Origin of the sequence: Streptomyces prasinopilosus, assembly GCF_001419695.1 — a bacterium.
Lineage (GTDB): Bacteria > Actinomycetota > Actinomycetes > Streptomycetales > Streptomycetaceae > Streptomyces > Streptomyces prasinopilosus.
Genome location: NZ_LIRG01000833.1, coordinates 1 through 6,459, shown reverse-complemented (window position 1 = coordinate 6,459; position 6,459 = coordinate 1). Strand labels below are relative to the sequence as shown.

At 74.3% G+C, this 6,459-nt stretch carries 4 protein-coding genes and 2 pseudogenes; 4 read left to right on the top strand and 2 right to left on the bottom strand.

The genetic code is table 11. The features are described from left to right. Positions 1–243, bottom strand: a pseudogene (locus AOK18_RS33725) (hypothetical protein); the annotation flags it as partial. 86 nt (positions 244–329) lie between these two features. Between AOK18_RS33725 and AOK18_RS27220 the strand changes: the two are divergent. From AOK18_RS27220 to AOK18_RS31475, 3 genes are all read left to right on the top strand, one after another. Continuing rightward, positions 330–1,217 carry a maleate cis-trans isomerase family protein gene (locus AOK18_RS27220; RefSeq protein ID WP_055571531.1) on the top strand — a complete coding sequence of 296 codons (888 nt, stop codon included), beginning with the start codon at positions 330–332 and terminating at the stop codon, positions 1,215–1,217. Next, positions 1,214–1,945 (top strand): maleate cis-trans isomerase family protein, encoded by a 732-nt coding sequence (locus AOK18_RS27215; RefSeq protein ID WP_055696052.1) that lies wholly within the window; start codon positions 1,214–1,216, stop codon positions 1,943–1,945. Before AOK18_RS27220 ends, AOK18_RS27215 begins: the two co-directional genes overlap by 4 nt. 270 nt (positions 1,946–2,215) lie before the next feature. Further along, positions 2,216–3,373 (top strand): LLM class flavin-dependent oxidoreductase, encoded by a 1,158-nt coding sequence (locus AOK18_RS31475; RefSeq protein WP_079105211.1) that lies wholly within the window; start codon positions 2,216–2,218, stop codon positions 3,371–3,373. On the opposite strand, the gene AOK18_RS27205 is transcribed toward AOK18_RS31475, so the two are convergent. Next, positions 3,286–5,295, bottom strand: a complete 2,010-nt coding sequence (locus tag AOK18_RS27205) for a putative bifunctional diguanylate cyclase/phosphodiesterase (RefSeq protein ID WP_079105210.1) — start codon at positions 5,293–5,295, stop codon at positions 3,286–3,288. The genes AOK18_RS31475 and AOK18_RS27205 overlap by 88 nt on opposite strands. A 336-nt stretch (positions 5,296–5,631) precedes the next feature. Between AOK18_RS27205 and AOK18_RS27200 the strand changes: the two are divergent. Further along, positions 5,632–6,459, top strand: a pseudogene (locus AOK18_RS27200) (M6 family metalloprotease domain-containing protein); the annotation flags it as partial.

Here is a 6,459-nt window from a genome sequence, read left to right as displayed (position 1 = left end):
CCGGCGGGGCCGGCTGACCGGCCGGGGCGGCGGGTCGGCGTCCAGGACGAGCAGGGTGGGAAGGGTCATGGAGGGAGTCCCGGGGTGGTCGAAGGGTCGGTCGTGGGCCGGCCGGAGGTCTGCCGGGGCCCGCCGCGGGTCGGTCGGGGAGCGGTCGGCGGGCAGGTCGGAGGGGTCGTCCGGGGAGAGGCCGCGGCCTCGCCCCCCGGTGGGTCGAAAGTCCGGGATGTGCGGATTGACCACGCTGGCATCCCGAACCTACCGTCGTCAACACGGGCGTTCCCACGAACCGTTGCGTGCTCGTCTCTCACCGTGAGGCCGGTGCTGACATGGACGTCTCCTCCTTCGGCGGACCGGGCCCGCAGCGCGGGGTCGGTGTGGTCGCCCCCTTCGACTTCGCGCTGGACCGCGAGCTGTGGCGGTGGACGCCCGACGACGTGTCCCTGCACGTCACCCGGACGCCGTACGTGCCGGTCGAGGTGGGCCTGGACCTCGCCCGCCTGATCAGCGAGCACGCGACCCTCCGCAACGCCGTGAGCACCCTCACCGAGGTCACCCCCGAGGCCGTCGCGTACGCCTGCGCGTCGGGCAGCTTCGTCGGCGGGGTCCCGGGCGAGCACGCCATGTGCGAGGTGATGAGCGGGGCCGGCTCGGTCCCCGCGGTCACCACCTCGGGCGCGCTGCTGGAGGCGCTGGCGGAGCTGGACGTGCGGCGGCTGGCGCTGGTGACGCCCTACACCGTGTCGGTGACCCGGGCGCTGGAGGAGTACGTGGCGCAGGCCGGGGTCGCGGTCACCGGCCGCGCCTACATGGGCCTGACCCGGCAGATCTGGAAGGTCACCTACCGCGAGGTGGCCGACATGGCCCGGCGGGCGGCGGTGCGCGGCCGGTCCGGCGCGGCGGACGCGCTGTTCCTGTCCTGCACCAACCTGCCGACCTACGACGTGATCCCGCAGCTGGAGGCGGAACTGCGCCTACCGGTGATCTCGGCCAACCAGGTGACCATGTGGGCGGCGCTGCGCCGATTGGGTACCCGGGCGGTGGGACCGTATCAGGCGCTGATCGACACGTCGGCGCGCAGCGGCACCGTACGGCCGGAGGGGCGGGAGCCACCGGAGGTGCGCGGCGTGCGCGGCGCGGTGGACGCGCAGGGTGTGCCGGGCGCGCAGGGCGTGTCCGGCGGACCGGACGAGAAGCAGCAGGAAGGCTGGACATGACCGCACTGGGATTCCTCTACCCCGGACACTCCGCCGAGGACGACTATCCGCGCATCGAGCAACTGCTGGGCAGCGACGTACGGGTGGACCTGGTGCACACCGACATCGGTGAGGACGCGCACCGGGCCGACGCCCTGCTCGAGATGGGCGAGGCCGGCCGGCTCGCGTCCGGTCTCCAGGAACTGCGGCTCACCGGCGCCGACGCCGTGGTGTGGGCCTGCACCAGCGGCAGCTTCGTCCGCGGCTGGGAGGGCGCCCACGAGCAGGTGCGCGCCCTCGCCCTCACGGCGGGCATGCCCGCGTCCTCCACGTCCTTCGCCTTCGTGCACGCGGTGCGGGAGATCGGGGCCCGGCGGGTCGCCGTCGGCGCGACCTACCCGCGGGACGTGGCCGCGCTCTTCGTGGAGTTCCTGGCGGCCGCCGGGGTGGAGGTGACCGGGATGACCAGTGCCGGGATCGTCACGGCGGCCGAGGTCGGCGGCTGGGGCGAGGCCGAGCTGTTCGCCCTCGCCCGCGCGGCCGACCACCCGGACGCCCAGGCCCTCCTCCTGCCCGACACGGCCCTGCACACGGCCGCCCACCTCCCGGCGCTCGAGAAGGAGCTCGGCAAGCCGGTCCTCACCGCCAACCAGGTCACCGTCTGGGAGGGCCTGCGCCTGGCCGACCGCCGGGTGAACGCGCCGAGCCTGGGCGCCCTGTTCACGCGGGAACCGATCGTGCAGGTGTAGCGGACCGCGGGGCCGCGCGGAGTGCGGCGGGGCCCTGTGCGGCGCGCGGCGGGGTCCTGTGCGGTGCGCGGCGGAGTGCCGCTCGGTGCGCGGCGTTCCGCGCGCCGCACGGGGCGGCGCGGGCCCGGGCGGGGCCGCGCGGGCCTCCTGCCTGGGAATAAGCGGGGCCGGCCCCCTGTTGCGAGGACGGCGAACGTCACCCGAAACAGGAGGCACCCCACCGTGGCCGCAGACGACACCGCAGGCGCCGAGGACCGAGGAGCCGGCGAGATGCGAGAAGCCGACGGGATCCGCGGCGCGGCGCACGGTTCGGCGCCCGTGCCGCTGTCCGTGCTGGACCTGGTCACGGTCGGCGCCGGCCAGACCGCGTCCGACGCGCTGCGCACCAGTGTGGACCTCGCCCGGCTCGCCGAGGCGCGCGGCTTCCACCGCCACTGGGTCGCCGAGCACCACTCCATGCCCGGCGTGGCCTCCTCGTCCCCGGCCGTGATCCTGGCCCACCTCGCCGCGCACACCGAGCGCATCCGGCTCGGATCGGGCGGGGTGATGCTGCCCAACCACGCCCCGCTCGTCATCGCCGAGCAGTTCGGCACGCTGGAGGCCATGGCCCCCGGCCGGATCGACCTCGGCCTCGGCCGCGCCCCCGGCACCGACGGCGCCACCGCCGCCGCCCTGCGCCGCGCCGAGCGGCTGAACGAGGGCGCCGACGACTTCCCCCAGCAGCTCGCCGAGCTGATCCGCTTCCTGGACGACGACTTCCCCGACGGGCACCCCTACCGCCGGATCCACGCCGTCCCCGGCCCGGTCCAGGCGACCTCGCCGGGCGGGGTGCAGTCGCCGCACCGGCCGCCGGTGTGGCTGCTCGGCTCCTCCGGGTTCAGCGCCCGGCTGGCCGGCATGCTCGGCCTGCCCTTCGCCTTCGCCCACCACTTCTCGGCGCAGAACACGATCCCCGCGCTGGACCTCTACCGCGAGTCGTTCAGCCCGAGCGCCGTCCTCGACGAGCCCTACGCCCTGATAGGCGTCTCCGCGCTGGCGAGCGAGGACGGGGAGGAGGCCCGGCGCCAGGTCCTGGCCGCCGCGCTCAACATGGTCCGGCTGCGCACCGGCCGTCCCGGCCTGGTCCCCACGCCCGAGGAGGCCGAGGCGTACCCGTTCTCGCCGATGGAGCGGGAGTTCGTCGACTCGTGGAACGCCAACGTCGTGCACGGCACCCCGGACGAGGTCCGCGCGGGCCTGGACGACCTGCAGAAGCGCACCGGCGCCGACGAGCTGATGATCACGGCCAACGCGCACGGCGGTGACGTGCGCCTGCGGTCCTACGCGCTCATCGCGGACGCCTACGGGTTGCCGGCCACCGGATCCCCGACGACCGGATCGCCCACGACCGGATCCCCGGCCGCCGGGTCGCCGACGGCGTCCGGCTGACCCCCCGGGGCGCCCAGCAGCTCGGAGATGCGGTCCGGCGGCACCGGACGGGAGTACAGCCAGCCCTGGCCGGTGTCGCACCCGATCCGGCGCAGCCGGGTGGCCTGCGCCGAGGTCTCCACGCACTCCGCGGTGACCGTCAGCCCCAGCCGGTGGGCGAGCTGCACCATCGCCTCCACGATGGCCTCGTCCGCCGGGCTGGGCGCCGCGGCCCGGTCCTCGTACTGGAAGCCGCGGACGAAGGCGCCGTCCAGTTTCAGCACCGACACCGGGAGCCGGCTGAGGTAGGCCAGGTTCGAGTAGCCGGTGCCGAAGTCGTCGATGGCGATGCGCACGCCCATGTCGCTGAGCGCGGTCAGCGCCTGGAGTGGCCGGCCCGAGGAGCCCATCACCGCGGACTCGGTCAGCTCCAGCTGGAGCAGCTCGGGCGCCAGGCCCGTCTCCTTCAGGGTCTCGGCGACGTCCGCCACCAGGTCGGAGTCCCAGACCTGACGGACCGCCACGTTCACGCTGACGAAGATCGGCGGCTCCCCGGGGTGCTCGACCTGCCAGCGGCGGGCCTGGCGGCAGGCGGTGCGCAGCACCCAGCGGCCGAGCTTGACGATCGAGCCGTCCTCCTCGGCGATGGAGATGAACCGATTCGGCGTCAGCGTGCCGAACTGCGGGTGGTTCCAGCGGACCAGGGCCTCCACCCCGTGCACCCGGTCGTCCTCCATGCCGACCAGCGGCTGGTACTCCAGCGCGAACTCGCCCCGCTCCACGGCGGGCCGGAGCGCGGAGGCGAGGGCCTGGCGGGTCATGCGGTGCGCGTTGCGCTCCGGGTCGAACAGCGTCCAGCGGGACTTGCCGTCGGCCTTCGCCCAGTAGAGGGTCGTGTCGGCGGCCTGCATCAGCGCGGTGGGCGTGGTCCCGTCCGCGTGCCGTTCGACGACGCCGATGGACGCCGACACCGACAGCCGCCGGCCGTCCACGTCGAAGGGGTCCTGGATCGCGGCGAGCACCGACTCGGCGAGGTCGGCGAGCTGCTCGGTGCCCGTGGAGTCCTCGACCAGCAGAGCGAACTCGTCCCCGCCGAGCCGGGCCACCAGCGGGGTGCAGGCCCTGGACCGGCCCGCCTCCTCGGCGCACAGCAGCAGCCGCTCGGCGACGGCGGCCAGCAGCCGGTCGCCGACGCGGTGGCCCAGGGCGTCGTTGATGGCCTTGAAGCCGTCGAGGTCCAGGGAGCAGAGCCCGATCCGGCCGGTGCCGCTCCGCTCGTACGACTCGGCCTCCAGGGCGGCGGTCAGCCGTTCGAAGAACAGGGTGCGGTTGGGCAGCCGGGTCACCGGATCGTGCATCTGCAAGTGCCTGAGCCGGGCCTGGAGTTCGTGGCGGGCGCTGACGTCGGCGACCGAGAGCAGCACGCCGTGCGGGGCGTGTCCGTCGCACTCGTCACGTCCGTCGCGTCCGTCGTCCCCGTCAGGTCCGTCGTGGGGGCCGTCCGCGTCGTGCTCGCCGCGGGCGGCGCCGTCGTCCGGGGGGAGCGGGGTGACCGACACCTGCACCCACAGGGAGTGCCCCTCGGGGTGCTTGAGCCGGCGCGTGCAGCGCAGCCGGCCCTCCCGGCCGCTCAGCAGGTCGCGGTAGGCGTGCCAGGCGCGGGCGTCGGAGGCGAGGTCCACCAGGTCGGCGGCGACCGCGCCGACCAGGGTGTCCGGGGCGCGGCCCAGCAGGTCGGCGAGCGTGCCGTTGGCACTGATCACCCGGCCGTCGCGGCCGACCACGGCCATGGCGAGCGGGGCGGTCGCGAAGACCGAGTGGTACGGCGGGGGCGGAGGGAGGCCGACGCGCCCGGCACGGGGCGGGGCAGTGATCTCACTCTCCGTGACGGTCGGCCGGTTGGGGTCTGCTGCGGGCGTCGGCCCTTGGGACGTTCCGCTCACCGCTCGCTCCCGCCGTGCACTCGATCGCCGTCCGTGCCGGAAAGCCTCAGGAATGTCTCAGGAAAGTGTGCCGATCATAGAGGTCTCCCCGGAGCCCTTCCAGTCACTGTCCAGTGTCCAGGACCGTCCCGCATCTCTGCCAGATCGTTTCTGCTCGGAGCTGGACGGCATCTTCAGGCCTCCGACCAGTTGTGACGTTCCGTGAGTGATTCGGGGCGGCGCCCGTGAACGGATTCGGCGCTCCCTCACCCGTCCGGTGTAGATAAACAGTGCGTATGACTGCAAACCCCCACAGTCTGGGTGCGGTGTCCCGTGAACCGTCTCCCGGAGGTCTCCGTGCCGCGTCAGTTCCCCTTGCGAGGACTCGGCCGTGAGCTTCTGAGGGGGCGGGGCCGTCCGTGGGCGGCGGGACGGCCGGGAGCGGATCTCCCGGCGGCGGGACGGCCGAGGGCGGGCCTTCCGGTGGCGGAGTGGCTGAGGGCGGTTCTCCCGGTGCCGGACCGGCCGGTGCCCGGCGGTCCGCCGGCGCGCCCCCGGCTGCGCGGCACCACGGCCGTGTGCACCACCATGTCGGCACTCGCGGCGACCTCCATGGTGAACGCCCCCGCCCCGGACGAGCCGTTCTCCACGGCGTCGTGCGCCCTGACCCGCACCGACGCGCACCACTCGGAGGGCCTGGACACCTGGAACGCCGCCTACCCCCGCCCGGCCGGCCGGCTGAACGCGGTCATGGTGTTCCTGTCCTTCCCGGACGCGCACCCGCTGACCACTCCCGGGGAACTGGCCTCCGTCCACTTCCCCGCCACCGCCGACTTCTTCCACCGGGCCTCCTACGGCAGGTTCTCCCTGCACCCGCACACCCTGCGCGAGTGGATCCGGATGCCGCACCCGTCCACCGCGTACGCCATACGGCGCGACTGGACCACGCGGCACCGCTCCGCCTACCTGCGCGACGCGCTCGCCGCGGCCGACCCGCGGGTCGACTTCTCCCGGTACGACGTCGTGTACTTCGTCGCCGACCCGGACGCGCCCGGTGTGGACTCCGACGCCACGAAGGTCGTCAACCTGGACACCCCGCTGCGGGCGGACGGCACCGACATCCGCCGGGTCGTCACCGTCTTCGAGGACCACCCCCCGGACCGGCTGGTCCTCGAAGACGGTGAC